This is a genomic window from Mesorhizobium sp. WSM2561 (assembly GCF_000513915.1).
Taxonomy (GTDB): domain Bacteria; phylum Pseudomonadota; class Alphaproteobacteria; order Rhizobiales; family Rhizobiaceae; genus Mesorhizobium; species Mesorhizobium muleiense.
The window spans coordinates 1-25,765 of sequence record NZ_AZUX01000047.1; the positions used below are offsets into that span (position 1 = coordinate 1).

A 25,765-nucleotide genomic window follows, 5' to 3' on the forward strand; every position below is an offset into this window, starting at 1 on the left:
ATGACGATCGTGGCATCGTCGATCTGTGACGCCGCCCATTTGGCGTAGACCACGGCCTCATCGGTCTTCTTGTCGTCCGCAATCTCCGAAATCACCGACCGAATCGCGGCTTCGCGCTGCGGCAGGACAGGGCCGTCCTCGGAAACGATGGCGGTGATCAGCGTCGCGGCCGCCACGACCGGATCGTCGATCGCCGTCAGCGGTGAGAGCGCCGCCTGCTTGCGCAGTCTCTTGCGGCGAATGTTCCCTCGCACACGCCCGACGACGTCCGCGACCTCGCGCGCCGCATCGTTCATTGCCTTCATCCGATACCACCAGAACGCCGCCGCTCCCACCAGCCCAATTGCAGCAATCATTATATGCATGCCTGTGATCCCCAAAAGGTTTCCGCCGTCATATCATTCTCCTTGAAGCCGGGTGACGAGAGCATGCCGTAAACGGACAAACCTTGATCTGGGTCAAGCACCACCGAAGATTGATCGAAAACGTGTCTGAATCGGCCGATTTGCCAGCCCGCAACTCGACAGATCGTCCGAGCGCCGCCTGCAAGCGCCGCGCCGGTTGACGTGTAGCCTCATGCCCGCGACTTGTACCAAGCTCCGAAGCAAGCTGCCTCGCCTTGCTTGCGCGATTTGATGGAATGCTTTGCCGCAGGGTCGCGGCAGATGGGTCAAACATAGCGGGGCTCTCCGTTCGGGTCCCCCAGCCTTAGTCGCAGACGATGAGGGTGTTGAACTGCTCGGCACGACAACGGCACCTGTGGTCCTGGTCGGCGTGGGCATCTCAGCCGGAAAGCCTTCTCTCGCGGTATGGACCCGCGCGGCATTCGGTCCGATGTCCGACGATGTCGGACATGCGACGTCGCTGTATCAACGGCATCGTCTTGTTTCAGCACGACTTTTCGTTGGAACGATACATGCGTGGCTGTCCGCGAATGTCCCCGAGCCAGTCTGGACGCCCCATGCCTTTGCCGATCCTTGCGCTTGCCATTGCGTCCTTCTGCATCGGCACCACCGAATTCGTCATCATGGGCCTGCTGCCGGAGGTCGCCGCCAGTCTCGACGTGACCATTCCCGCCGCAGGCCAGCTGGTCACCGGCTATGCGCTGGGGGTGGTCATCGGCGCGCCAATCGTCGCCATCGCCACCGCGAATCTGCCGCGCAAGCCAGTCCTGGTCGGGCTCGCCGCCCTGTTCGTCGTCGGCAATCTGTTTTGCGCCATCGCGCCCAATTACTGGCTACTCATGGCGGCGCGCGTCTTTACCGCTTTCGGCCACGGCGCCTTCTTCGGAATCGGTTCGGTCGTTGCCGCAAGCCTTGTGCCGCGCAACAAACGGGCGAGCGCCATCGCGCTTATGTTCGCCGGCCTGACGCTCGCCAACATCCTTGGCGTGCCCGCCGGCACGGCGCTTGGCGAAGCCTTCGGCTGGCGCGCCACCTTCCTGGCGGTGGTCGGCATCGGGTTGATCTCGGTCGCGGCGATCGCCTGGCTGGTACCGTCCGACGTCGCCGAGCCCAGCGGCGGCGGGCTGCGCGGCGAGCTGCGCGTGCTCGGCAAGCTGCAAGTATGGCTGGCCATGCTGATCGCGGCACTCGCCTCGGCCAGCCTGTTTGCCGTCTTCGCCTACATCAAGCCCTACCTCACCGACGTATCCGGCCTGTCCACGGCGGCAGTCATCTGGGTGCTGCTGCTGTTCGGCGCCGGCATGACCATCGGCAACATGATCGGCGGCCGGCTGGCCGACTGGAAGCTGATGCCGACGGTCATCGGCACGCTGCTGTTGCTGGCGCTGCTGTTCGTTGCCTTCACCGAGTTCGGCGCCGTCGCCACGGTGGCGGTGGGCATCGTCTTCCTGTGGGGCCTGCTTGCCTTCGTCGTGGTGCCGCCGCTTCAGATCCGCGTCGTGGAAGCCGCTTCCGAGGGGCCGAACCTCGCCGCCACGTTGAACCAGGGCGCCTTCAACGTCGGCAATGCCAGCGGCGCCTGGATCGGCAGCGTGGCTCTTTCCTGGGGCGTTTCCTATGCCAACCTGCCGCTGGTCGGCGCGGTGCTCGCTTTGCTGGCGGCGACCGTCGCGGTGCTGCTGCAGTTTCTCGATCGTCGGACTGTCCTGCAAACGCGGATGGCGTAGGCAGCATCTCGGCATCACACACATTCCGCGGGATCAGCCCGTGTCCCACCCTTGAGCAGCAGGACCCGGAGGGTCGGATCAGAAGGATAAGAGAGATTGGTCGCTACGGCCGAAAAAGATGTGAGGGCGGCGCTGAAATGACCACGATCCACAAGGGATGGGAGTTCGAGGAATTGGGAATAAAGCAACCGACCGACTGCCGGCCCGGTCCGGCTCCTATCCACCAAAACCAAGCTCTCCTCGAAATTCTAGCAACAAAAAATCAGTGACTGGTATGAGATCATGAGACGATGTGTTTTCCTCCTTGGGCTTTCCGTGTGTGCCGTTGGGGCAGCTGTTTGGCTCGCTTCAGCGCCAAGCAGGCAATCGTCCAATTCGGCACCGGCCGCTACTGTAAAGCGGGGCTCGCTGGCGGAGACCATAACTGCAATCGGGGTTCTGGAACCCTCACCGCTTGTGCAAATCGGTACGCGAGTCTCGGGCCAATTGACGGCGTTTCACGTCAGCTTGGGGGACAGCGTTCACGCAGGTGATCTTATTGCGGAAATGGATTTTTTCGAGCAGCAGAACCGATTGCGCGTGGCGAGGGCTTTGCTTTCCCAGAAACAGGCAGCCCAACGCTCGAGGCAGTTCGAGCTCGACCGGGCCAAGCGTGCCCTGAGGCGTCAGCGGCAACTCTCTGCGAGCCAAGTCATTTCGAGCGCTGCTCTTCAGGACGCCGAAGTCGCCGCCGGGACTGCCAGCGCCAAGCTCGATGAATCGACAGCGCAGGTCGAAGAAGCGGCTGCCGGGGTCGAAAAGGCCCAAAACGATCTCGGCTATACACAGATCACATCCCCGATAGACGGACGGGTGATCGCTCTCGAGGCCAAACGGGGACAGACGCAGACCTCGCGGGCTATTGCTGTCGTCGCGCAGACCGACGTGATGAGGGCGCGAGTGCAACTTTCCGAAGCAGATGTCGAACGCGTCAAGGTCGGGCAGCCGGTGCATTTCACCACAGCCGGAGACAGAAAGACGAACCGAGCTAGCCTGGTGATGGAAGTGGAGCCGGCCCATCCACTCTTCTGACGAACCAGGGACCTCCTGGCGGCGGCTGCTCGGGGGAGCCGAAGGCGGTCTGTTACAATGTGTTTTTTGAGGCACCCAACAATGACGGGAAGCTTCTGCCGATGATGACCGCTGAGGTGACGATTACGGTGAGCGTGGTTGATAACGTGTTGCTTGCCCCGAGGGGTGCGCTCGTCGGTCCAGATCCGCAGGGTTTCTACAGCGCGAGGGTCGAGATAGGGGACGGCGCGACCGAGCCACGCCGCGTGCGTGTGGGGCTGGTGAACCAAATGGACGCAGAAATGGTTGCTGGCTTCGCGGAGGGCGAAAAGATCGTTCTGCGAAAGGACAGCGGCATCACCGACACGGACTGACCGGTCCATCGCAACGTCGAAAGACAAGCGCAGCGCTGGCGGGGCGCGGACCCCGTACTGGCACCTGAGCTCGCGCGCGTCTGTGCCACATCTCTGATGGACTGCTCGAGGCCAGCTACCGCCTGCTGAGGCAGCCAAGTGCGGACACAAGGGTGGGTGCGCCTTGTGTCGGCCCTGACATTTCCCCCGCTTGACCGAACTTCCAACCCCGATGCGGTGGCGAGGAAGGGCTGGCTCCAAACCTGAGTGTAAGCCGATCCGTGTCGTCCGTTTCACCGAAAATCTGCTCAACGACAGAGTGCAATCGATGATTGGCATCGCCCCGTGTCAAGAAAAGGGGTCTGCCAGCCGCAATCCGGCAGCTCTACGATATGCGCGGCGAGAGATCCAAGCGGCCTAAAATTGAGAAGCTCTCATGCAGGATTGTGTGTTGCCTTTTGCCAGAGAACCCTGTCGCTAAGAGTATGCGATTCAGGTGCTACATATGATGACAGGCTACCGGGAGCGAGAAGCCTCCGCTCGGCTGCCGCCCTATGACGTTAGCTTCGTGTCCGGGGTGAGTGGGTCTTCGGGAATGGGCATCGAAGCGGGAGCGCTGTCCAGAACGTGCCTTCCCGACATACGCCAATTCTCGCCCATGGTGTGGGAGGGAGCGGCACCCGCTCAATCGAAGGTAGCCTAGCCATGTCATACGCCGTCAAGGAGATCTTTTACACGCTACAAGGTGAGGGGCGTTATGCGGGGCGGGCCGCCGTATTTTGTCGCTTCGCGGGATGTAACCTTTGGTCGGGCCGTGAAGCCGACCGCGCTACGGCAATCTGCAGATTCTGCGATACCGATTTCGTTGGTACGAAGGGCTCTGGGGGCGGACGCTTTGCGACCGCACAGGGGCTTGCATCTGCCGTTGAACGGGCCTGGCGCGGGTCTGGGCTAAGGAATCGCCTTGTCGTTCTTACCGGAGGGGAACCCCTTCTGCAGGTTGATGAAGAGCTGATAGAGGCACTGCACGCCGCAGGTTTTGAAATTGCTGCGGAGACCAACGGCACCATCCTTCCGCCGGCTGGCATCGACTGGCTGTGTGTCAGTCCGAAAGCCGGTGCTCCACTCGTGGTCAGGGCCGGCGACGAACTCAAGCTTATTTATCCTCAGCTTAATGCCGAGCCGGAGTGCTTCGAAGGCCTGGCGTTCGACCACCTGCTGCTCCAACCGATGGATGGACCTGAACGCGACGCGAATACCGCGGCAGCGGTCGCCTATTGCCTTGCTAATCCACGCTGGCGGCTCACCCTTCAAACCCACAAGTTCTTGGGAATTCCATGAAAATCGCGCAAGCTTTCACCTTTGAGGCAGCTCACCGCCTTCCCCGAGTGCCCGAATCCCATCGCTGCCATCGAATGCATGGCCACTCATACCGTGTGGATCTTCGTCTCGCAGGCTCAGTTAATCCGGACACGGGTTTTGTCGTGGACTTCTTCGATGTCGAGGCTGCTTTCGCCCCCCTTTTGCAGCGCCTTGACCATCACTGCCTAAATGAGATCGAGGGTCTAACAAATCCGACCGCCGAAAATATCGCGATCTGGATCTGGGACCGAATAAAACCCATCCTGCCGCAAATTGCGTCGGTAATAGTTTGGGAAACGCCGCAATGCTGGGCCGAATATGAAGGGTGAGACGATGCAACAAAATTCCGAGACTGCGCTCGTTCTCTTCTCCGGCGGCCAAGATTCAACCACCTGTTTGGCTTGGGCGCTCGAGACATTCGCGCGCGTCGAGACGATCGGCTTCGATTACAGGCAGCGTCATCGGGTCGAATTAGACGTCCGGCCCCGCGTGCTCGATCAACTACGGAGGGACTTTGCGGGTTGGAGTGCTCGACTGGGCGAGGATCACCTCGTCGATATAGCGGTGCTTGGAGATCTGAGCGAAACTGCGCTCATCCACAGTGTCGAAATCGCGATGCAGGAGAATGGGCTCCCGAATACCTTCGTGCCTGGCCGCAACCTTCTCTTCTTGACGTTCGCGGCCGCTGTCGCTTATCGCAGAGGCGTGAGGCATTTGGTAGCTGGAGTCTGTGAGACGGATTACTCGGGCTACCCCGATTCCCGAGACGACACGATCAAAGCGATGCAACTCGCTCTGAACCTTGGAATGGAGACGCGCTTTGTGATCCACACTCCGTTGATGTGGATCGATAAAGCGGAGACTTGGGAGCTGGCGGAGCGGCTAGGAAACGAGGCGCTGGTCAAGCTCATCTGTGAGGAAACCCACACCTGCTACAATGGCGACCGCGAGCACGTTCACGCCTGGGGTTTCGGGTGCGGGACCTGTCCAGCATGCGAACTGCGTGCCCAAGGTTGGGAACGCTTCCTCTCCTCCAGGTCGAACCCGAACCCGCGCCCGTAAGGCAATTTGGCTTCGGCACGTTGAGGGATATTTCCTACTCGTTCCATTGAGCAGCAAAAACTCAACACTGGACTTTGGAAGCCGTTGTCCCCGGTATATTATTGTGGCGCCTGCGATTTGGCAAAGGCGCATACTTTTACAGCCGACTCGCTCCTCTTTAGCTAAGCTCTTCTGTGGTCCGATCGCTTGGTGACCGTAGCCTTGATGCCCTCATGGGCGTCGGAGACGACAAGCTTGACGCCACGCAGTCCGCGACGCGTCAGCTTGCGCAGGAACTCCGTCCAGATCGGTTCGGATTCCGAGGTGCCGATCTCCATGCCGAGCACCTCGCGCCGGCCGTCACTGTTGACGCCGACGGCAATGATGACAGCGACCGAGACATAGTTCTACTCCCGAGCCGGATGAGGGAGCCTGACGGCCCGCTCGCGGGCGGGGAGATGAGAGGACGACCGCTCTCGCAGCAAACCGCTCGGTGACAAGGGCCTGGCCGGGCGCGGCGGGCTTTAGGCTGGTGCAGGAGCTTCGGTCACTTGAGCGCGCATCCACTTGGGCGGCGGTCGCCATGACGTTTGCAGGGTTGATTGTATTCACGGTTCAATCCCTTTGGGGGCGAAATCGATGTCAGTGCTCACCTTCCTGATCGTCGCCCAATAGGGCCAAACCAATTACGTGCATTCACCATTCCAATAGGAGGGAGCGGCAGGCTGCACAGCCTGGGCAAATCCTAGCTAAGCGCCGCTGGTCGACAATGCTTTTGCTTTGCTGATATTCATTGCAGGACGGGGGGGCGCCGCCTGGACGGAGAGTTGATGCGCATGACTTCGGCCGAAGCACCTGGCCTAGGTGTGAGCTGTCCGGGCGCCCACATGTGGACGTCGTAACAGGTTAGTTCTGCGCTTGAGATTCAATATGAATGCTGTAAAATACAGCAATAACAGCAAATTCAGGAGATCGCGATGCCGAAGTCCGGTGGCACCTACTCGACCAGTGACCTGTCGCGCAAATCCGGCGATATCATCGCCGAGGCGATGCGCCATCCCGTGACAATAACGCAACGAAAAAAGCCGCGCCTGGTGCTTCTTAGCATCGAAGACTATCGGCGCCTGCGCGGCAGCGTGGACAAGCGCGCCGTTGGCACAATCGAGACAATGTCCGACGGCCTGCTGGAGGAGTTCGAGGACGCGGTCGAGGCCTACGCTGATTCAGAAGAAATGTTTCAGCCGTGAGCTTCGAAGATATTCAGACGGCCAGCGTCATCCGCTATCCCTATCTCTGGGCGCGGGAAGCTGCCAGCGGTGAGACAGAGGGCCGCAAGTCCCGGCCGGTTGTGGTAGGTGTGCGCCTTGCCCGTGCCGAAGGCGACCTGATTCTGTTTTTCCCGATCACCACCAAACAACCTGAGCCGGGCCGCTTCGCTGTGGAGTTGCCCGACATCGAGAAGCGCCGAGCCGGCCTCGATGCCGCGCTGCGGGTCTGGATCATTTTTGACCAGTACAACACTGACATAGTCGGGCAGTCATTCTATCTTGAACCTGATCCGCCGCTCGGGCGGTTGAGCAAAGCGTTCTTCCTGCCATTGGCTCGCGAATTCGTCGCGCGCCGAGAAGCCTTGGTGGGCGTAAGACGGACTCGGTAGCCAAGTTCGGCCGCCTGTCGGATCTCGGCCGCCGGGCGTCCCTAGGTGGCCTTGGCCAGCGCATCAAAGCCCGCGATCTCGATATAGCCGCCCGTCATTGCCATCGGTCACGTGTGCTACAGCGCGCCGCAAACGGTGATACTCACCACCCGTGCCCCGCACCCGATCGCCATGCGCACATAAATAAATCCCCAGGAGCGAAGTGGCGACCGTCGCCTTCCTTATCACGGCAGTGAGCGACCGGAATGTGATGCAAGGCAGCGTCTGAGCTCTGCATGTCGTCATCGGAATGAATTTAGGCGGCATGAGCAGGGCCTTCTTCATGAGACTGCCTGAGATACGCGTCCACTTGGCCTTCTTGCTGGCCTATCTCACACCGCGTCCGGCTGCTGCAGCCCGACCTCGATCCCGCAACGTCGTGACGCCGACCTTCTTCCCCGCCGTGCTCGGCTGAAGCCTGCGCGCGGCTTCCTCGCGCTAGCAAGAAGCTCGGCCCGCGCCGCCCTCCATTTCATTTCGGCCCTTCGGGTGCGGGTCGGTCGCCCGGTGTTCTCCGATGCCATCAAGGCCGCGATGGTCGCGACCTGATACAGCAAAAGGAGAAGACCCATGGCTCAGATCGGCACCTTTACCCGCAACGATGACGGCTCGTTTGCCGGAGTCATCAAGACCCTCAACCTCAACGTCAAGGTCCGCCTCATCCTAGCCGATAAGGAAAGTGACAAGTCGCCCGACCTCCGCGCGCTGGCAGGCGCCAACGAGATCGGCGCCCGCTCCGATCTACGCCAGCCTCGTCGAGAACGAGGACGGATATGCCCTCTTCTGGTCGCGCTGAGGCGGCTCACGCGGCGCTCCACCTCGGGGAGTCGCGATCCGGCAAAAAACGGAGGCTCAGAACTGTCTTGTGGCGGATTCACCGCCCGAAGGCTTGGTCGCGCTCGCTTTGGCATTCTTCAAAGGCGCCGGACCGAATGATCCACCATGGACGCTCCACTGTTGCGGCTTCCCCCGATTGAGCTTGGGCCCCGCGGCGCGAAGAAGCACGTCCATCTGCGCCTAAGTTTGCCGACCCGGTACGTTGGACCAGAGACTCGCAAATATGAAACCGGTCATCCGGCGATGGCTGGACGCGCTCTTCGGGGATAAACCACTCACCCGATGGCGGATCATTTCGGCGTAGGGTTGAGGTTGCCGTACGAAATAGCCACCATCTCGCGCTGGCCTGACCTGGTCGGGATTGAGCAGATGGCAATCCTGGTTGCCGCAGCACTTGAAATGAAGAACCGGGTCAGTCCTATCAGTGTACCACCCGTGCGCATGGCTTTCGCCACCGGGTGCCCAACGGGTGCGCGTCAGCGCTGCCTTCAGCCAAGAAACTCAATCTGCGGCAGATGAACCCGACTTTACCAGGACCGACGACGATCGCACGCCTATAGTTGCCCTTTAGCGCTACTGTGCATAGAAAGCATTCTGCCCGGGGGCGAAAAAAGTTGGGATACTAAGGGCGTGGGCTCTAAATTCGAAAAGCTAAATAGGTTGCGCGAGTCTCTGCGCGAGTCCAACCATGATTTCCGAGCGAGTACCCAGCTGTTCAGCAGCTTGGATGTCGCCAAGATTGATCGCGATATGGATATCGCTGGTGTTGGGAGGGAGCGTGGCGAGCGCAACCAGCCCCCGAAGAGCGCTAAAAATCTTGACGATGTCGAACATGCCATCATCGAACGCGTCGAGGACGAGAAAAAGGCTTCGTATCATACTCTTGAGGACAACCTGCAGCTTCTCGGCGGACGTCTCGCCGGCCTCGATTTCGAAGAACAGTTCGGTCTAATCCGTCAGGCGAACGCGGCCAGCGTGTCGGATTTCAAAGCTTCGGTTGCGGTCGGGCTGGATGAACTTCATGGATTGAGGAGGGCTCTTGACGACGCTGAGAAAGAGCACGCCTGGTTCAAAGAGAAGCACGGATTGGTTCGCGCGGCGCGGGTCCAGCACGGCGCGGCTCATCTTTTACGGCTCTCGCTGCTGCTGTTCCTTTTTCTTATCGAAACAGGGATGAACGGGAGTTTCCTTTCCAAAGGGAACGAGCAGGGGTTCTTTGGCGGCATCCTGGAGGCAGCAGCATTCTCCTTCATCAACATCGGCGCGGCTTTGCTTCTCGCGGTTTTCTGCGCCCGCCTGGTCACCCACCGGTCGGTCTTTGGGACGTTGGTGGGGATCGTTTCAATCGTTGTCTATGTCGGTCTGGCCGTGACGATCAACCTGGCACTGGCGCACTATCGAGAGGTGAGTGGCTCGCTCGCGGACGGGGCGGGTGCAGAGGTCATCCGAAACATGCTCGCCAATCCGGCGGGCCTCATGGACGTGAAGTCGTGGCTGCTGTTTGCGATCGGCCTCATGTTTTCGATTTTCGCATTTATAGACGGCTGGTTCGTACTCGACCCTTATCCGGGTTACGCGGGCGTCGAAAATCGGTTGGTCCGTAAGCGGGAGGACTATATCGATCGTAAGAGGGAGTTGATTGAAGATCTGCAAGACGTTCGCGACGACCACAACCAAAAGGTTGAGGACATCGTCAAGGAACTCGGCAGTCGTCGCAGGGAGCATCGTGCGATCGTTGATCATCGGTCGAGGCTTCTGGGGCTCTTTTCACAGCATCAGGACCAGTTGGAGCGAGCCTGCAACCAGCTTCTCTCCAAGTACAGGGAAGCGAACATCCAGGTCAGAACGGAGCCTGCGCCAAAACATTTCGGGGCGCCTTACAAACTCGATCGCATCAAACCTCACGTGGCGGGCGACGGCGAGTGGAGCGAAGGAGACATTGGGGCGTCGATCCGGAAGGCGCAGGACGAACTCAACGGGCAGGTTCGCCTCATCGGTCAGGAATGCGAGCGGGGAATCGAGCAGTACCGCGAGCTCGACAAGCTTCATCCGGACAGCGCAAATGGCTAGGCGGGTCCGCAGGCGCAAGAAGGGCAACGCGGGCACCATCTTCGCGGCTGTCGCCCTTGGGGTGCTATCTGTTGCGATGTTGGTCGGCTTTGGCTGGATGTGGTCAAGATCTGGCAAGGGTCAGATCGAAGCCAACACGAATTGCCCGTTGGATGGCCCCGTCAGCCTGACGGCAGTTCTGATCGACGCCACCGATCCGATTTCGGCAACGACGATGGCCGATCTGAAGAACGAGTTCCGCAAGACGATCGGGCGGGTCGAGCCGGGCGGCTATGTGAGAATTTATACGCTGAACTCGGCCCCCGGCGACCTGACCGTGATGTTCGATGGATGCAACCCAGGCGACGGGTCGACGGTGGATAGTTGGACAAACAACCCGGCGCGTCGTCAAAAGAAATGGGAAAACGCCTTCGGCGATCCTTTGAGCAAGCTTCCTGATGAAATTCCGAATGCTGCCTCGGCGAGCCAGTCTCCGGTCATGGCCGGCATTCAGAAAATCAAACTGTCGCTCTTCGATAGCAGCTTGGCGAAACAGGGTGGCGCAAAGCGATTGGTGGTCGCCTCGGACATGATCGAACATACGGCGCTTTATTCGCAGTACCGATCAGGTCTCGATTACCAGAAATACGTCAATAGCGCCGCCGATCGGACCTACGGCACCTCGCTCGATGGGGTGGACGTCACAATTCTCTATATCGACCGGCCAAAGAAGCCATTTCGGTCGCTGGATCACGCCGAGTTCTGGACGCAATGGGTCCAGAGCCATCATGGCGAGTTCGAAAAGCTGGTTGGCTTGGAGGGGTTAAACTGATGGCGAGGAACCGCGGCAATTCCCTGCTGGGGCATCGAGGGTTTCCGCTCGTTGTATTCGCGGCTTTGACGCTCGGCGGCTGCGTTTTCATCGCCATTGCGAAGCTCTCAGGCGTAAACCCGATCGTGGCGGCGGGTGCACCTGTATGCCTGATGCTCTTTTACCTCGGCATATCGATCTTCACCGGGAAGCTGCGCCTTCACGATGAGCAGACCGGTGACAATCTTTACTACATGGGCTTCCTGTTCACCCTGACGAGCCTCGGCGCCTCGTTGTTCCAGTTCGGGTCGGAAGGCTCGACTGATGCAATCGTCAGGAACTTCGGTATCGCGATCACGTCGACCATCACAGGCATCGCGCTCAGAATCTTCTACAATCAGATGCGCCGCGACCCTGCGGATATCGAGAGGACCGCCAGGCACGAACTCGCCGATATGACACGGCGAGTAAGAGCCGAGATGGAGAGCGTCACCAGGGAGTTTGCCGATTTTCGCCGGATCAGCCATCAAATGCTCGAAGAGGGCTTCGCAGAGATTGCCGTGCAGGCAGAGCGGAACGGCGAGCACATAAGATCCGCATTGGACAAGATCGCCATGGAATCGATTAAGCCGGTGCAAGAGGCCTCAGGCAAAATCAGTGACGCGCTTAAAGACAATTTCGGGCAGGTCGAAAGTCAGTTCTCTTCGATTGCGAAGCGTGTCGAAGCTGCTGCTGACTTGCTCGACAAGGCCAACAGCTCCATGTCCTCGTCGGTCGGTAAGCTCGGTGAGCAGGCTGACACAGTGGCCACGAAGCTGGAGAAGGTTGTCGTTCCTGACGAGGTGCTAAAGAACGATCTGGCGCCGATGGTAAAGCTCATCGGCAGCGCTGTCGCCCAGTATGCGGTCAAAACCGAAACGGCCTCGCAGGAGCAACAAGCTCGTATGACCGGTCTGGCTGATGCAGTGACGAAGGTGGCGAGTGGTGTAGAACGGGCGGCCGCCGCGGCCGAGAAGACTGCAGAAACTGTTCAAGCGCAGCAGCGCCTAACCGAGGCGCTTGCGGCAGTGGTGCAAAAGCAGAGTAAGGACACGAGCGAACTCGTTGCAACGATAGCAGAAAAGAGTCTTCAGTTGGCTCGCGCCAACCATGCTGCCAACGACGCAATAGCAATCGACCCAACTCGCGCAGTGACACCTGCCGCCAGCGAGGCGATAATCAAGATCTCCGACCGTTCGCAAGGCGATTCCTTCCAACCCTTGGGCGGTGCGCCAGAGAAGGCTGAACCGCCGAGAAAAAGCGGTTGGTGGGGCCGGTGAGCGAGGCCGGCGGAACAGCGGTCGCTTTTGAGCGCAAGGGCTACGGCCGCGGCCTGATCCTGGGGCTGACGATGGCCGAGACGATGCTGCTTTTGGTGTTCTGCCTTCTGCTTGCAGCCGGCGCAATTATCGCCAAGAAGCAGAAAGAGGCTGCAGAGGCGCAGAAGATTGCCCAGTCCCTCAAGCAGGAATCGCGTAAGCTCGACGAGGAAAACAAGCGGCTCCTTGCTCAGCTGAATGAAATGGTCAAGCCAGCGACAGGGCGCAACTTGCCCGACCAGCAATGGCGTGAGCTGGTCCTAGCTAAAGAGAACATTGAAAGCATCAAAAAGGCAGGGCTTTCGGTTGAAGAAGCGGTGAAACAGGCCCCGGTCACGAGGGTCCTTTCCGACAACGATGTCGACGTTGATCAAGCCAAGGCGATGATCGAGCGCACGAAGGTGCTGAAGGAGTTTGGTTACGCCGGTACGGCCAAGACCTTCAAGGACCTTTCAGATGCATTGAAGAAGGCAGATGAGCCTATGGTTGCCAAGCCGCACGATTGGCCGCCGATCATCAGTCTCAGCGAACTCGATGGCTACAATTTCGATACCGGGAGTGCGGAGCTTTCCGATCGCTTCAGGACGCGGTTGCGGGATCTGTCGAAGACGATTGCGGGCATTGCAACGTCATACGGCGTCGACGTCATCGAGGTGATTGGACACACGGACGAGCAGGCCATGTCCGGTCAGTTATCGAACATGGATAAAGGTCTCCAACCGGTCCTGGCCCGCAAGGTAGAAGTCGGTACGCTTCATCCGGCCGACAACGCCGGCCTTGGACTGGCGCGAGCAATCTCGGTCACGAGTATACTTCGCGATATGCCCGAGCTGAAAGGGTTCACCATCCTGCCGATGTCGGGTGGCCAGCTGATATTGCCTGGCGACCATCTGACCGACGGAGCGCAGGCTGGTGACGTGAAGGCAAGACGACGAATTGAAATCAGGGTGAGGCAGCGGTCGCGAGAAACGGATCTCGCGCCAGCTGGGGGATCGAAGTCGTGAGTGGGAAAGAATGCTAGTGGCTTAGCGCACACAGCATTGAGTTGGGGGACTCAGGGAATGGGGTTTTACGTTCGAAAATCGATCGGTGCAGGTCCGTTCCGCTTCAACTTTTCGTCGGGCGGGGTCGGCGTCTCAGTTGGTGTAAAAGGTCTTCGGATCGGAACGGGTCCGCGCGGCCACTATATCCACGCAGGCGTAGGCGGTCTCTACTATCGCGCCACGCTCGCAAAAGCCGGCGCGAAAAAGGGTGTCCAACAGCCTCACAGGCCGCAAACTCAACCGCAACCGTCGGCCCCACAATACATCACTGATGGCGTCGTGATGAGAGAGATCGAGTCCGGCGACGTTATGGACATGCGGGATGAGACTTTTGCAAATGTGCTCGATGAAAATCAACGCCAGGCAATCGCAGAAACGGCTCTCCGTGGTGCTAGCAGTTCTATTCGGAATAGCCGGGTGCCTTGTTGGGAAAGCGCTCGGAGGTGCCGGGCCTGTGCTGGGCGCCGCTGCTTTTCTGCCGGGCATCCTGATTGGCAAATGGTTTGATAGCTACCGCCGGGTAAGCGTGCTCTATTATGATCTGGAGCAAGACGCCGAAGCTGCCTATGGCGGGCTGGTTGCCGCGTTCGAAACGCTCACTCGTTGCGCAGGAAGGTGGCATGTCGCTGCGGGGGGCAAGATCGACGATCTGACGGCTTGGAAGCGCAACGCGGGGGCCAGCATGTTGGTGGACAAAAAGCCTACGACACTTGCAAGTGCGCTACCAGACGTTGTTCGCAGCAACGTTACACCGCCTTCGATCCAGGTAGGCCGGCAGGTGCTATATTTCATGCCGGACCTCGTCCTCGTGAAAGACGGCAACCGCTATGGGGCCGTGTCTTATAGCGACCTTCGGACCCAGTTCTCACCCAGCAACTTTATTGAGACAGGCAATGTCCCGTCCGACGCCGAAGTTGTTGGGCACACCTGGGCATACCCTAACAAAAGCGGTGGACCGGACAGGCGGTTCAAAAACAATCGGCAGATACCCGTCTGCCGCTATGAAGCCTTGCAACTCTCCAGCCCGACTGGACTGAACGAACTCCTGGAATTCTCCAGGACGAACGTCAGCCAGCCGTTTTGCCAGTCGCTATCGGCCCTCGGGCAATTGCATCGAGGCTCGAGTCGCCAGGCGATATCCAGCCTTACGCGAAAATAGTTGAGCTTGGCTAACGCCTCCAATGACCGCAGACTTTCACATGGCGGTCAAGCTTCCCAAGCGAGCTTTTGACCCGCCGCAGATATCCCAACTGGCGATCGCCACCATGCGTGCGGCCACGTACCAACGGTGAGCTCGCATCGAGCTAAGCGCAACAAATGCTTCGAGAAGGTCGCCGCGAACGTCGTGGGGAACTCCAATCATGGCACATTCGCTCACGGCGGGCGGACGGCGAGAGCGATTCGACTCGCTACGGACCAATTCGGTCGCCGGCAATGATGACGACTTCGTCATCCCGCGATGAAAGCGAAAATGGCCATCGTGTCCTTCCCACCAACATGACCGGTATTCAAAACTTGAACTTGAAGCCGACCGATGTGGTGACGGCGTAGAAGTCCATGCCAGCTGAGCCCTTGTCGAGCTGAGCACCTTCGGCGTCGAACGTAGTCGTGTCGCCTCTCTCTCGGAGGTAGCGATCAAAGTCGGCGGCGAAAAAGATGCTGACGCTCTCAGCCACTTGATAATTGGCCTTGGCGCCGAGCGATATGAAGTCGATCGAGCTGAAGCGATCTTCGAATAGACCTCCTCCCCAATGGTAGTCGTCAGCCTCGGGATGGACCATCCGGCCGCCACGAAGCAACCCCGATAGGGTCCAGTCGCTGAGCTTCGTGGTTATCTCCGCGCCAAGGAATACGCCCGGAAAACGCTGCTCGTAGCTGATGACGGGCTGGCCGGGCGGCCAGGACACGGGCGAGTTACGGAAGCCACCATAGCTTTGGAGTCCCCCACCGCCATATGCAGTCCACTTGATGTTGGTATATTTGAAGCCGCCATGCAGATTGAGGATCGTAGCATTGTCGATCGGGAAGTCGTGGGCGACTGCGATGTCGATATTGATGTAGCGGTCGAGCCTGGTGTCGGGATGCACCGATCGATCCCACCAATGGTCCCAAGTAAAGTCCACGTTATCCGGAGTCTCCTCAATATTCTTTACATCAACCCCCCAATCGTAATCCTCCATGTGGCCGTTGCCCGATAAAGCAACCACAGCGTTGGCCGACATCGTCCAACGGTCATCGATCTCAGCCTCGAAGCCGGTGGTCAGAACCGGCGCCTGCGTTTCCCAGATCAGTTGGCTGATATGATGGCCTGCCTCGTCCAAGACGAGCTCGTTGGCTTTGAGCCAAGTATACCCGACACCACCGAGAAATATGATGCCGTCGTCAGGCGCAGCGTAGATTGTCTGATCAGCAGCCATGGCACTTGACGAGGACGTGCAGAAAGCAACAAGGGCGATCAAGGTTGCGCCGCTGTTTTCTGCGAGCTGTGCAGTGCATGTGCGATAGAAGCGGCGGCCAACTGCGCCGAGCAGGGACTGGGAAGCGGTGTAAGACATCGTAAAGGCAAGCACGGCTTTTTGCGTGATCCGTATTTTCTCGTTGGCATCGCAGTTGTGGGGTGTCACTGATCTTCCTCGTTGCTAAAATGAATGGGATTGGACGCTGTGAGCAGAGCCGTGCCCCTCGCGACAAGGTCACAAAAGCTTGCTTCCGTTGCCACAGGGGAATGCCGCGATCGGCATCCTGCTCGCGGCAACGCTATGCTTCAGTGGCCTGACTTGTTGATGCTCTCCCCTCCCGGGGGGACCCAGGCGCGTGCGTACAGGCCCACCCATCATAGATCGTGCCAACATAAGCTCCCTTTGAAAACAACGGGATGACCGTCAGAGGCGGTGTCTGACAGCTGACATTGTCGGATATCGGACAGGGGCATCAAGGAGGCGGTCTCCCGCGGCCCGGGGCCCCCTTTCGGACACAGCTGGCATGAGACCTTAGCTGCCTTCTCGACTTTTGACGACGAAGTCGACGCGTGGTCGAGCTTTCCCGCAACCCTCCGCTCGGGAGAAGGCGCGCACATTCCGGATTCCTAGTCAGGCGCGAACGCCGGCACACGTTTGTCGACGCGGGATCGGGGGTCGGGACACCCTCGGCTCGAAAACGCCGCCAGCGAGCGTGGTTGCGAATACGAGGAGCGTATGGGCGTTTCGACAGCGATCTCCTGCCGGAGTGAGCGGCCGCCCGATCATTGCCGAACTCGGGCTGGCGGTGGCCGCCGACGCTGGCGGATCACACCGCGTTACGGCAACATTGATGGAGAATTTTTGTTGCGATAGCACGCCCATCAGCGCGCTGATGACCGTACCGAAGCGGAAAGGAGAGGTGGCGCCGCGGGTCGGCGGGCTGGGGCTGGGCCGCAAACATTCACCCCGGATTCGGTGATTCTCGGTTCGGCGGGGTGGCTGGTCTCGCACGAGGGAGGCGAGCATGCCCGGTTACGCACGCAGTTGTTCGAGACTGCCGCACTCTCTAGGCGATGGAAGGGCGGAAGGTGACCGGCAGGCGCTGAGGGCAGCGAATGACGTAAGACGGCATGTAGACGACATCCTCCGCGGCGATGGTCAGCGCCAGATCCTCCAGCCGCCCGAACAGCGCGGGGAAGGCGCAGCCCAATTCCAGGCGCGCCAGCCCGGCGCCCATGCAGACATGCGGCCCCTCGCCGAACGACAGGTGCGGGTTGTGCCCCCGGGTGACATCGAACCTGTCGGCGCCGGGGCCGAAGGCCTTTTCGTCCCGGTTCGCCGCATGGAACGCCATCAGGACGGCGTCGCCGCGGCGGACCCTGCATCCGTCGATCTCCACGTCCTGGGTGGCATAGCGGAACGGCAGATTGGCCACTGCGCTGCCCCAGCGCAGGATCTCCTCGATCGCCTGTGACCACGGAACTTTGCCGCTGCGCACCAGGTGCAGTTGCTGCGGATGTGTGAGTAATGCCAGCACGCCATTGCCGATGACGCCGGTGGTGGTCACGAAGCCTGCAGAGAGCACCATGAACAGCATGTCTATGAGCTCGGTGTCGGAAACGATCTCGCCGTTGTCGCGCGCGACGATCAGGGCCGAAGCCAGATCGTCGCCGGGCTGGCCCCGCTTGAGCGCGATCAGGCGACGGAAGAACTCCGGGATGCGCTGCCGCGTCTGTCGCACCTCTGCGGCTGTGGCGGAGGTGTTGGCCAGGCTGTAGGTGAGCGCGACGATCTCCTCGCGCTGTTCGTCCGGCAAACCGAAAAGTTCGGCGATCACGATGGTGGGCAGCGGAACGGCGAACTCGCACATCAGATCGGCACTGCCGCCGCGCTGCGCCATCTCGGCCAGGAGCCGATCGACGCATTGTTCGATCCGTGGCGCCAGCAAGGCGATACGACTGGGCGCGAAGCTCCTGGACAGCAGGCCGCGCAAGCGCCGGTGATCGGCCCCATGCGCCGTGACCATGTTGTCCACTTTGCACATCCCGATCAGCGGATGATCCTCGGGAATCTCGCCGTCCTGCAGCGCCCGCCACTGTCGCCAGTCCCTGTTGAAACGATGGTCGGAAAGTATCCGCCTGAGCGTCTGGTGACCGCCTGCCGCCCAGGTCACCACATCGCCTGGCAGCGACACTCGCGCCATTCCCCCCTGCTGCAGAATCGCAGAAGACAGATTATCAAGTCGCCTGGGAGCGACCGAAACACCGATCACATCGCGATGATGGTTTTCTACGCGCATGCCAACAACTCCTTAAAGAACTATTATTATAATGTTACAAAGATGTTTGCAGCATCACAAAATCATTTGCTGATTTTATTATAAAGTTTACAAAATCATTTGCAGCTTACTGCAAATGCGTAGCGTCTCACGTCATCCATGTCAAACGCCTTCGGATCGAACGCGCCGCTCAGCCACCCGACGACTTCGCGGCGGCGGGCTGCGGCGATCGGCGAGCACCTAAGCGTGTCTGCATAGCCCACGGCCGCCCCAATCCTCTAGCGGGCAGGCACACTTGTCAGCGACCGGGCGCGGGGGAATTGGTCTGGTTTCGCGCGACCCTCCTCAAGCGGCGCTTCCCGTTCGCCTCTAGGCTAGTGATTGACCTCACAGATAATGGCGTCGGGATGGGGCCCGACGACGTCGAAGCGGCCACGGTGCCGTTCTTTTCAACCCGGGCGGGCACGCACGTCGGTCTTGGTCTGACGGGCTGCGCAGATGGTAAATACGATGCGCGGGAAACTCAGCATCACTTCGACCCCCGGCATAGGAACTCTGGTTAGGATTCTGCTTCCGATCTCACCAACTGGGGGCTCTGTGCACGGATTATAAGCGCGCAGGTCGTTGGTTTGCGTTAGAACTTTCGCTGATGCGCGGCGACCCTGCCGTCTGCTGAGGGCGCGCGAGGTCTCGGCCCATTGCTGTCGGACGCCAAGGCGCCTCACATCCGCTGTTAGTCAGACCTTAAATGTTCCCCGAAAGCGTACGTCGTCGGGACTGTGCGGTAGGTCTCCACTGCGCCGATATTGTTGATTAGTCGTTGCCGGGACGGCAGCATGGCTCTTGGTCGGATCAATCCGGCCAGATTTGCCGCAGTTTTCGGATCTCGCTACCTGCAGTGTTTCGTTTGGCGGCGGCTGTCCCTCCTTTACGCCAAGGCAGCGATCATCGGCCCGGCCGGTGGTCGGAGCTTTGCCAATCTTCTGAGATTCTGGGCGGTAGCGGCGAGGAGGAACTCATCGCGCGCGCCTGAGGGACCGCGCAGTCCCAGACGCCCAAGCCGCAAAATGCGTTTGAGATGCGCGAACAGCATCTCGACCTTCTTCCGTCGATGACGGGACCGCTCATATTCCGGCGTCTCGGCAATTGCCCTGGCGACATCGCGGGCATCCTCGTTCAGATCTCGGGGGATCTTACGAGAGGGCATATTCGGACAGCACTGCGGCTTCAAATCGCAGACTTTGCAGTCGTGCTGGCTGGCGCGGTAAAGCCGCGTGCCCGCACTGGTGATGCCTGGGCGCGGCGTCTTGTAGCTGCGCCGGAACTGCACCAGCCGTTTGCCACCCGGGCAGGTGTATTCGTTCGCGTCCGGATCGAACATGAAGTCGGCGCGCGAGAAAGTGCCATCCGTCCGGTTGGACTTATCGAACACCGGGATATGCGGCGCGATCTCCCGTTCCTTGACCAACCAGGCGAGGTTCGCTGCCGATCCGTAGGCGCTGTCGGCGGCCAGGTACTCTGGCTTCAGGGCGAAGCGGTCCTCGGTCCTGTCAATCATGGTGCGCGCCGCTCCCACTTCGGCCTGCCGGATCGCGCGGGTGGCTTCGACGTCTAGGATGACGCCATGGTCGGTATCGATCAGATAATTGGTGGCGTAAGCAAAGAAGGCATGACCCTTGTGCGCTCCGGTCCACTGTGCCGCCGGATCGGAGGGTGAGATGAACTTCGGTGTGACCTCACTGGCCGCCCCGAAAGCGGCGTCATCCAGGGTTGCGAGATACTCTCGCACCGCTCGACCGGCCCCAGCGCCAAGATCGGCGGCGCGCCACTCGTCGCCCGGAATGGAGCGCTGTTTGTTGGCATCGGCTGCGATCAGGCTGGCGTCCACCGCAAACCCTTCGCCACCTACCAGGCCTTCGCTCAGGCAGCGTTCCACGACTGTCTCGAAGAGGTGTCGCAGGATGTCGCTCTGCCGGAACCGGCCATGGCGGTTGCGCGAGAAGGTAGAATGGTCAGGAACCTTGCCGTCCAATCCCAAACGGCAAAACCATCGATAGGCGAGATTAAGGTGGACCTCCTCGCAGAGCCGTCGCTCGGACCGAATGCCCATGCAGTATCCAACGAGCAGCATCCGCATCATCAACTCGGGAGCGATCGAGGGACGGCCGATCGTGCTGTAGAACGGCTTCAGTTCCGAGCGGACGCTCTCCAGATCGAGGAACTGGTCGATCCTTCGAAGGAGGTGGTCATCAGGGACATGATCGTCGAGACAGAAATCGTAGAACAACTGCACCGGTGCCACCTGCGATCCCATCATCGTCCCATTCCCTCCGGAATCAACAGGTGGATGGAATCACGACACCGCCAGCCGATCAACGCCGACTAAATCAACACTATCCGCTAAGAGCAGACACTCGAACGGTGTTCGTTCCTAATCGCCAATGCCTCCCGGCGGCCGCCCACGCCGTGCATCGTACCGTGAGTGCCACCGCCCTCCTTGCGAAACTTCTGGTCGGATGCGCACCTGCACCTCCATTCGCCTGATCGGACAAATGCAGACAAAGCCGCTGCGGATCGTGATGGACATGCGGAAGTTCGTGTCCGCCCGCAAGTTCCGACCGTTGGCTGGCGAGCACCTGACCTCCGCACCCGAGCAGGTAGATCGCCGGGGGTTTACCTACGCTCAAAGGTACCGCGTTGCTGTCCCTCGCCCTCGGTTAGCACACCGGCGGCAACAAGATCTTGGCACGCTTCCAGGACATCCCAGGGAATTTCTCGCAGCCTATCCGCTACGTCGACGTAGGATGCGAGGCCTGAAGCTGGCCAAGCTGACAACACGCGCTTCCCCAATGTCGCCAGATCGAGTGCTTCGCGGGGCGAATATCCCTTTCTGCCGAGCCCGAACATTAAGATATGGCCGCGCCAGATGACGAAATGGCTCTCACATCCGGTGTCACGCCACACCGACGGGAAGACAGTGGGGGCCTCAGACGCCGCTTCGTAGAGCCTCCAGGCCTTCCCTGCCCTGTGGTCCAGATTAATGGGGATTTCTTCGCCGCAGCCACATGGACAGCGAAGCAGCAGCCAGCGAGGTGTCCCCCGCACCACGAGCACGGCGTCGCCAGGCTCTTTGATGAGCTCAGCAGCTCCTACTCGTGAGGTGACCTCGGCTTTAAGCGAAATCTGTTCGCGGCTCATAGACGTTCTCGTTCTACGGCAAAGCCGCAATGATCGTTTCCGCAATGGCGAAAGCCGCTGCCCGCACCTTCTCTCGGCCCACAGTTCCGTCAAGAACTCCGGCAAAATCAAGATTCTCTGGGTTGCACGCCTTCTTTAAATAAACAGCGGCTAAGATGCGCGCGTATTGAAGCGGCCTAGCCTCCATCTGTCGAGCCTGCATCCTCACCTGACGCACACTGTCGAAAAACCAAGCGGATTTATCCGATGCGGAGCAGTGAAGATCGTCGTGGCGAAAGGCCTTGGTCGTATATAGGGTGGACACGGACTTCAGAATTTCCTGCACTGTTCGTTTGTCGAGGATAAATCCGTCGATGAATAGACCCGCTTCCAAAGACGCAGCGTCAAATAGGAGGGGCTTTCCGAACTCAACACGTTCCAAGTCGATGATGATCGCGTCGTTCATCCGAACGAGCACATTCGTAGCGTGCAAATCTCCATGAATCACACCGACTAGGACGGGCTCTTTTCCAATTCCTCGGACGAGCCCTCGTTTCAGATCCTCGAAGGAGTGCGTGGCGCCGCAGCTTTCTATGAACGGTTTGCGATGCGCTGGAATTTGGCTCCGCTGAGCAAGGTGGCCGAGCAGAAACGCGCTAAGCGGCCAGTCATCTTCTACTTTTGCAGCCCGCCTCCAAGCTATGAGAGTCTGGTTGAAAAGATGCCCAATAGCGTGAACGCCTCTGCCGTCTCTGACACCGTCGCGCAGCGTTTCGCCTCCCACGACGAAGTCACTCGTTATGAGACCCGCCGAGCGTCCCAAAACGCACCGTTCCACGCGGAGCCTGGGTCCGAGGTGGAACGGAATGTTTTCAAGTGCGGTATTTTGGTAGTTTTGAAATTCTCGGGTGACCTTTGTGCGCGGGCCTACCTTGACGAAGCAGTGATACAAGGCGGGTCCTCCCACCGTATTTTCCGCAAACTGCGCGAAAGCCTCATATGCATCAACACCTGACAGGCCGTCAGTCTTTTGAAAAAGTGTAATTGAGGAACAGTCAGCGAAAGCGCGCTGCAGCAGCTTGGTTCTCTCCGCATTGAGATCGGCGCCTCCGAACACAAGACCCCGGTTGGGGGCTCGCCCCGCCGGATTGCGCGCGATCAATTCGGGCAGACGACCACGATCTTGCTCGTACAAGATGTGTACAGCGGGTCCGAATACCAGCAGGGATGGATCGTACCAATCGCCCGACAACTGAGCCAAGGCCTCGGGGGAAAGGCCAAATGTCGGTAACTCTAGTCGATTGATGAGACCAAACAAACTGTCTTGAGATTTGCCATCGCCCGCAGCAAAGACGTATACGCGACAGTCGTAATCAAGGACGGGAGCGAAGGTCTCCAAATCCCGACTGAGCGTGCTGGGCTTGTCAGGATTCTGCTGAATAACGACAGCTTCGGTCCCTTCGATCACTCCGGGCGACTGCAAAGTTGCTTCGCTAAGCATAAAGCAGTCATAGCCCCACGATTCCAGCGCCGCCTTTACATCGGCAGGTGGGCCGCTTCGTACAAAGGCGACCCGTTTGCGAGGTTGTCTCACTGGAAATTCTAAGATGGGCATGGTTAGTCACGTCTCGTGAAGAGAGGCCGATCATGGCCCCATGCGAGAGCGCCATTTTTGGAACAAATGAAGCAGTCGGGTTTTCGCGTCCCCCGCACCGATCGAACTGACGGTGCCATGCCGCTGTAAATGAGGTGGGTTGCATTGACCGGCGCCTCCGCAATAATGCCCAACATCATCGTGACTGCGAGAGATACGACGGTGCCGTTCAAGGAAATGACCGATGGAGCGGGCTCACGCGATCCGACAATATAGGGATCGAGCCGACGCTCCGATTCGTTCATCATGTCGCGCCGAACCTCACTGGCGTCGAGAAGCTCGCTGCACCAGAGGCATGGGAGCGTCGGGGCAAGGAGTTGGACACGCCCGTAGATGCCGGTAACTTCGCCTTTGCGTTGGATGATGGTCGAGCCAACATCGATGCACGGAATCAAGTGCTGATATGCCACCTGCTGCACGACGGACCGGCTGCCATGGGAATCGGTGCAGCACAGAATGAGATCAACCTGCGCGAGCTTCTGGGCAACTGCATCGTAGACCACGTCACCCGTAATGGCCTCGACGCCCACCGCCGCGTTGAATTCTTTAATGTAGCGCGACGCGACGGCGACTTTTCCCGCGCCAATATCACTTGGTGTGGCACCGACCACGCGATTAAGATTGGTCTCTTCGATAGTATCGGGATCAATGAGCAGAAAATGACGTATACCTAGGTGGACTAGCTGTTGGGACGCAACGGAACCCGTGCCACCAAGCCCAACAATACCGACGCGCAGGGCGCCCAGCCGTCGTTGCCCCGCCGCACCAAAGGCACGCACCTGTCGGTCGAACACTCGAGAGTAGTCCGACGCCCCAACAAGTGGTTCGAATTCCACTTTTCGCTTTGCGCCGAGCGCGATTACCCGAAGTTCCTCTTGCGCCCCCAATCGCCTTGCGCGCAAACCGCCCTCGCTCAGAACCAACGCCGCATGGTTTCGGTGCTGACCTCGAGATACCAAGAAGTCGGCCAATAGCCGTTCGCCGCCGTTGTCGATGAGCGAAAACACAGGAGGCTCGACACCCGGGTGGGTGTGGGTAAAAACCAAACTCAGATTCTGTGTACGGGCGCGTTTTGAGACACGGGCCACAAAGTGGGGCGACAATTCAGCCCGATCGATCGATTGAACTGTGTAGTCTTCCACCGTGGGGTATTCAATCTCGCGAACGAGGAGACGAAATTGCCCGTCGTTCAGTTTGCATTCGGCCGCATAGAGCACCGCGCAATGCTCCTGGTCGGAGGGTAGCAAGCGCTCGCGCAACTCTTTGAGATCCTGATCGTCCAAGCACAAGTAGCTCATCGAGCCGGCCGCAATCGGTCAAGAATGACGAGGAAAAAGCTGTAGAGCCTATCTTTGTTCGGATTCCACCCCTGCATGTGCCACGAGAACCACGTCGTACTGCGATTTGGAACGACGTCGCTCGGAATGGCGTTTGAATCGTTCGAGTTTTGAGGCGTTCCAGCTTCGCCGACGCGGATCCCGTTTGGCTCTACCCAGAAACAATCAGGAACGGCACCGGGATACCCGACTGGCGCAACGAAGAGTATGTCTGCCGTAGGACGGTTCCACCCCTCAATAGCGATCCCAGTGACCTTAATGAGCGCGCTACCTCCTGGTAGCGCGGTCATCGTGACGTCGGAAGCGGGGCTGAACTCAGCGACCCGTTTCTTCAAGTCGGCGAATTGATCCTCAACCATATGCTCAATTCCAGCCGAACGTCGCAGGTGGGACCGAGAAGAAGTGCCTCACGTGTCCACGGTTGAACGTGACGGTTTGACCATCTGAGACAGCCATATCGGGCTTGTCCCCCTCCGCCTCTTCGTAGAGCAGGAAGTTCCCCTGGACTTGGCCGATAGTTTTGATTTGAAGGCCAGTCAAATGGTGTTGGTCCGTCGTGTAAAGTGTACCGTCAATGTAGAATTCGAAGTTATCGTCGTGCTTGTCATCATGTTTGTCGCCGTGCTCGTTGTCGCTCAATACAGTTCTCCTTGGTAAGGGCGCTTTCTTCCCGCCTCGATTAGCCCAGCCAGATCAGCCGTAATCTCGGCTTCAATTGGCTGCTCAGCCACGCTCGCATCGGCGGGCGGTTCAAGATGCAGCTGACGCAATACATAGTACGCTAGCGCCCGACGTGATCTGAGCAGGAGTCGGCCGCTCTTCATGCCGTACTCCGCCTCGACAGTCGCTCTCTGGCTTTTTGACAATCCGTCCCTCGGCCGAAGAACGATGTCTACGGATGTGTGCCACTCTTGATCTAGAAGAGAGTCGACCGTGAGTGGGCGCGATGCCCGCACGTTTCCTATCCGAGAGAGCACGAAGTCTCTGAACTCGGCGCACTCGAAACACCAAGCGCGCGCATGCCATCGCGTCCCATCGTTTGCCAATGCGTGCGGCGCTATCCAACGGACCGAGGCGTCGGGTCCCCGCATCGACTGATAAGTCACCTCAACCTCTCTGCCCTCGCGAA

General features: G+C 59.4%; 21 protein-coding genes and 2 pseudogenes. 14 read left to right on the forward strand and 9 right to left on the reverse strand.

What is annotated here, in order from left to right:
* On the reverse strand, positions 1-365 hold a 365-nt coding region (locus M727_RS0128125), incomplete at its 3' end, for a hypothetical protein (RefSeq protein ID WP_027155459.1).
* A gap of 596 nt (positions 366-961) precedes the next feature.
* Here M727_RS0128125 and M727_RS0128130 point away from each other — a divergent pair.
* The 6 genes from M727_RS0128130 to queC all read left to right on the forward strand — a co-directional run bounded on the left by M727_RS0128130 (position 962) and on the right by queC (position 5,958).
* Positions 962-2,131, forward strand: a complete 1,170-nt coding sequence (locus M727_RS0128130; RefSeq protein WP_027155420.1) for an MFS transporter — start codon at positions 962-964, stop codon at positions 2,129-2,131.
* Between the two features lie 282 nt (positions 2,132-2,413).
* Positions 2,414-3,202, forward strand: coding sequence for an efflux RND transporter periplasmic adaptor subunit (locus M727_RS0128135; protein ID WP_084646927.1), 789 nt, complete (start codon positions 2,414-2,416; stop codon positions 3,200-3,202).
* Positions 3,203-3,303: 101 nt separating this feature from the next.
* Entirely contained in the window at positions 3,304-3,555 is a 252-nt protein-coding gene (locus M727_RS0128140; protein WP_027155422.1) for a hypothetical protein, read from the forward strand.
* Positions 3,556-4,239: 684 nt separating this feature from the next.
* Positions 4,240-4,875, forward strand: coding sequence for a 7-carboxy-7-deazaguanine synthase (queE, locus tag M727_RS40645; protein ID WP_084646928.1), 636 nt, complete (start codon positions 4,240-4,242; stop codon positions 4,873-4,875).
* Positions 4,872-5,225, forward strand: a complete 354-nt coding sequence (gene queD, locus M727_RS40650; RefSeq protein WP_027155424.1) for a 6-carboxytetrahydropterin synthase QueD — start codon at positions 4,872-4,874, stop codon at positions 5,223-5,225. Before queE ends, queD begins: the two co-directional genes overlap by 4 nt.
* Positions 5,226-5,229: 4 nt before the next feature.
* A complete protein-coding gene (gene queC, locus M727_RS0128155; protein WP_027155425.1) occupies positions 5,230-5,958 on the forward strand; it encodes a 7-cyano-7-deazaguanine synthase QueC in 729 nt (242 codons plus the stop codon).
* A gap of 188 nt (positions 5,959-6,146) precedes the next feature.
* On the opposite strand, the pseudogene M727_RS40655 reads toward queC, so the two are convergent.
* Positions 6,147-6,338: pseudogene (locus tag M727_RS40655) on the reverse strand (transposase); the annotation flags it as partial.
* Between the two features lie 576 nt (positions 6,339-6,914).
* Between M727_RS40655 and M727_RS0128165 the strand changes: the two are divergent.
* The 8 genes and pseudogenes from M727_RS0128165 (at position 6,915) to M727_RS37780 (ending at position 14,890) form a co-directional block, all read left to right on the forward strand.
* Positions 6,915-7,184 (forward strand): type II toxin-antitoxin system prevent-host-death family antitoxin, encoded by a 270-nt coding sequence (locus M727_RS0128165; protein WP_027155426.1) that lies wholly within the window; start codon positions 6,915-6,917, stop codon positions 7,182-7,184.
* On the forward strand, positions 7,181-7,594 hold the full coding sequence (locus tag M727_RS0128170) for a hypothetical protein (protein ID WP_027155427.1): 414 nt from the start codon (positions 7,181-7,183) through the stop codon (positions 7,592-7,594). The genes M727_RS0128165 and M727_RS0128170 overlap by 4 nt, the downstream gene beginning before the upstream one ends.
* Positions 7,595-8,203: 609 nt before the next feature.
* Positions 8,204-8,429 (forward strand): annotated as a pseudogene (locus M727_RS40660) (DUF736 family protein).
* A 671-nt stretch (positions 8,430-9,100) separates the two neighbouring features.
* Entirely contained in the window at positions 9,101-10,540 is a 1,440-nt protein-coding gene (locus M727_RS0128185; RefSeq protein ID WP_027155429.1) for a hypothetical protein, read from the forward strand.
* Positions 10,533-11,351, forward strand: coding sequence for a hypothetical protein (locus M727_RS0128190; RefSeq protein ID WP_027155430.1), 819 nt, complete (start codon positions 10,533-10,535; stop codon positions 11,349-11,351). Before M727_RS0128185 ends, M727_RS0128190 begins: the two co-directional genes overlap by 8 nt.
* Positions 11,351-12,649, forward strand: coding sequence for a hypothetical protein (locus tag M727_RS37770; RefSeq protein ID WP_051505776.1), 1,299 nt, complete (start codon positions 11,351-11,353; stop codon positions 12,647-12,649). Before M727_RS0128190 ends, M727_RS37770 begins: the two co-directional genes overlap by 1 nt.
* Positions 12,646-13,692, forward strand: coding sequence for an OmpA family protein (locus M727_RS37775; protein ID WP_036263745.1), 1,047 nt, complete (start codon positions 12,646-12,648; stop codon positions 13,690-13,692). The genes M727_RS37770 and M727_RS37775 overlap by 4 nt, the downstream gene beginning before the upstream one ends.
* Before the next feature lie 361 nt (positions 13,693-14,053).
* Complete coding sequence (locus tag M727_RS37780; protein WP_245269029.1) at positions 14,054-14,890, forward strand: hypothetical protein; 837 nt, start codon at positions 14,054-14,056, stop codon at positions 14,888-14,890.
* Positions 14,891-15,239: 349 nt separating this feature from the next.
* On the opposite strand, the gene M727_RS37785 is transcribed toward M727_RS37780, so the two are convergent.
* The 7 genes from M727_RS37785 to M727_RS0128250 all read right to left on the reverse strand — a co-directional run bounded on the left by M727_RS37785 (position 15,240) and on the right by M727_RS0128250 (position 25,275).
* Positions 15,240-16,355, reverse strand: a complete 1,116-nt coding sequence (locus M727_RS37785) for an omptin family outer membrane protease (RefSeq protein ID WP_245269030.1) — start codon at positions 16,353-16,355, stop codon at positions 15,240-15,242.
* 901 nt (positions 16,356-17,256) lie between these two features.
* Entirely contained in the window at positions 17,257-18,462 is a 1,206-nt protein-coding gene (locus M727_RS0128215; RefSeq protein WP_245269031.1) for a cytochrome P450, read from the reverse strand.
* Positions 18,463-19,396: 934 nt separating this feature from the next.
* The gene (locus M727_RS0128225) at positions 19,397-20,785 is read right to left on the reverse strand and encodes an IS1182 family transposase (RefSeq protein ID WP_027155434.1); all 1,389 of its coding nucleotides are present in this window, start codon (positions 20,783-20,785) and stop codon (positions 19,397-19,399) included.
* 356 nt (positions 20,786-21,141) lie between these two features.
* On the reverse strand, positions 21,142-21,666 hold the full coding sequence (locus tag M727_RS39330; protein WP_051505778.1) for a DUF6527 family protein: 525 nt from the start codon (positions 21,664-21,666) through the stop codon (positions 21,142-21,144).
* 13 nt (positions 21,667-21,679) lie between these two features.
* Positions 21,680-23,260 (reverse strand): phosphotransferase, encoded by a 1,581-nt coding sequence (locus tag M727_RS0128235; RefSeq protein WP_156941657.1) that lies wholly within the window; start codon positions 23,258-23,260, stop codon positions 21,680-21,682.
* A 2-nt stretch (positions 23,261-23,262) separates the two neighbouring features.
* Positions 23,263-24,582 (reverse strand): ThiF family adenylyltransferase, encoded by a 1,320-nt coding sequence (locus tag M727_RS0128240; protein ID WP_198032712.1) that lies wholly within the window; start codon positions 24,580-24,582, stop codon positions 23,263-23,265.
* Between the two features lie 417 nt (positions 24,583-24,999).
* Entirely contained in the window at positions 25,000-25,275 is a 276-nt protein-coding gene (locus tag M727_RS0128250; protein ID WP_027155438.1) for a multiubiquitin domain-containing protein, read from the reverse strand.
* Positions 25,276-25,765 lie beyond the last annotated feature (490 nt).

Bases quoted from the DNA above. Each gene is read 5' to 3' on its own strand.
- M727_RS0128190 (WP_027155430.1), top strand. From the start codon at position 10,533: ATGGCTAGGCGGGTCCGCAGGCGCAAGAAGGGCAACGCGGGCACCATC.
- M727_RS0128165 (WP_027155426.1), top strand. From the start codon at position 6,915: ATGCCGAAGTCCGGTGGCACCTACTCGACCAGTGACCTGTCGCGCAAA.
- queD (WP_027155424.1), top strand. From the start codon at position 4,872: ATGAAAATCGCGCAAGCTTTCACCTTTGAGGCAGCTCACCGCCTTCCC.
- queE (WP_084646928.1), top strand. From the start codon at position 4,240: ATGTCATACGCCGTCAAGGAGATCTTTTACACGCTACAAGGTGAGGGG.
- M727_RS0128135 (WP_084646927.1), top strand. From the start codon at position 2,414: ATGAGACGATGTGTTTTCCTCCTTGGGCTTTCCGTGTGTGCCGTTGGG.
- M727_RS39330 (WP_051505778.1), bottom strand. From the start codon at position 21,666: ATGAGCCGCGAACAGATTTCGCTTAAAGCCGAGGTCACCTCACGAGTA.
- queC (WP_027155425.1), top strand. From the start codon at position 5,230: ATGCAACAAAATTCCGAGACTGCGCTCGTTCTCTTCTCCGGCGGCCAA.
- M727_RS0128140 (WP_027155422.1), top strand. From the start codon at position 3,304: ATGATGACCGCTGAGGTGACGATTACGGTGAGCGTGGTTGATAACGTG.
- M727_RS0128235 (WP_156941657.1), bottom strand. From the start codon at position 23,260: ATGCCCATCTTAGAATTTCCAGTGAGACAACCTCGCAAACGGGTCGCC.
- M727_RS37780 (WP_245269029.1), top strand. From the start codon at position 14,054: ATGAGACTTTTGCAAATGTGCTCGATGAAAATCAACGCCAGGCAATCG.
- M727_RS0128130 (WP_027155420.1), top strand. From the start codon at position 962: ATGCCTTTGCCGATCCTTGCGCTTGCCATTGCGTCCTTCTGCATCGGC.
- M727_RS37770 (WP_051505776.1), top strand. From the start codon at position 11,351: ATGGCGAGGAACCGCGGCAATTCCCTGCTGGGGCATCGAGGGTTTCCG.
- M727_RS0128225 (WP_027155434.1), bottom strand. From the start codon at position 20,785: ATGATGGGATCGCAGGTGGCACCGGTGCAGTTGTTCTACGATTTCTGT.